Source organism: Actinacidiphila sp. bgisy167 (assembly GCF_965342175.1).
GTDB lineage: Bacteria > Actinomycetota > Actinomycetes > Streptomycetales > Streptomycetaceae > Actinacidiphila.
In genome coordinates, this window is record NZ_CBDRBL010000236.1 from 1 (window position 1) to 568 (window position 568).

Here is a 568-nt window from a genome sequence, read left to right on the forward strand (position 1 = left end):
ATGCTCAACGGCAACAAGCGGAGCATCACCTTGAACACCAAGACCCCGCGCGGCCGGGAGATCCTCACCGAACTCATCGCGCGCAGCGATGTGATGGTGGAGAACTTCGGGCCGGGCGCGGTGGACCGGATGGGGTTCACCTGGGAACGCATCCAGGAGATCAACCCACGGATCGTGTACGCGTCGATCAAGGGCTTCGGGGACGGCCCCTACACCGGCTTCAAGGCCTACGAGGTCGTCGCCCAGGCGATGGGCGGCTCGATGGCCACCACCGGCTTCGAGGGCGGCCCCCCGCTGGCCACCGGCGCGCAGATCGGCGACTCCGGCACCGGGATCCACGCCGTCGCCGGCATCCTGGCCGCCCTCTACCAGCGCACCCACACCGGACGCGGCCAACGCGTCCAGGTCGCCATGCAGCACGCCGTCCTCAACCTGTGCCGGGTCAAACTCCGCGACCAGCAGCGCCTGGCCCACGGACCGCTCGCCGAGTACCCCAACGAGACCTTCACCGACGAAGTCCCCCGCTCCGGCAACGCCTCCGGCGGCGGACAACCCGGCTGGGCCGTCA

General features: G+C 69.7%; 1 protein-coding gene. It reads left to right on the forward strand.

Going from position 1 to position 568, the window contains the following annotated elements:
- Positions 1 to 568, forward strand: a 568-nt coding sequence (locus ACRWND_RS30950; protein WP_431955312.1) for a CoA transferase, incomplete at both ends; no start/stop codon positions are given.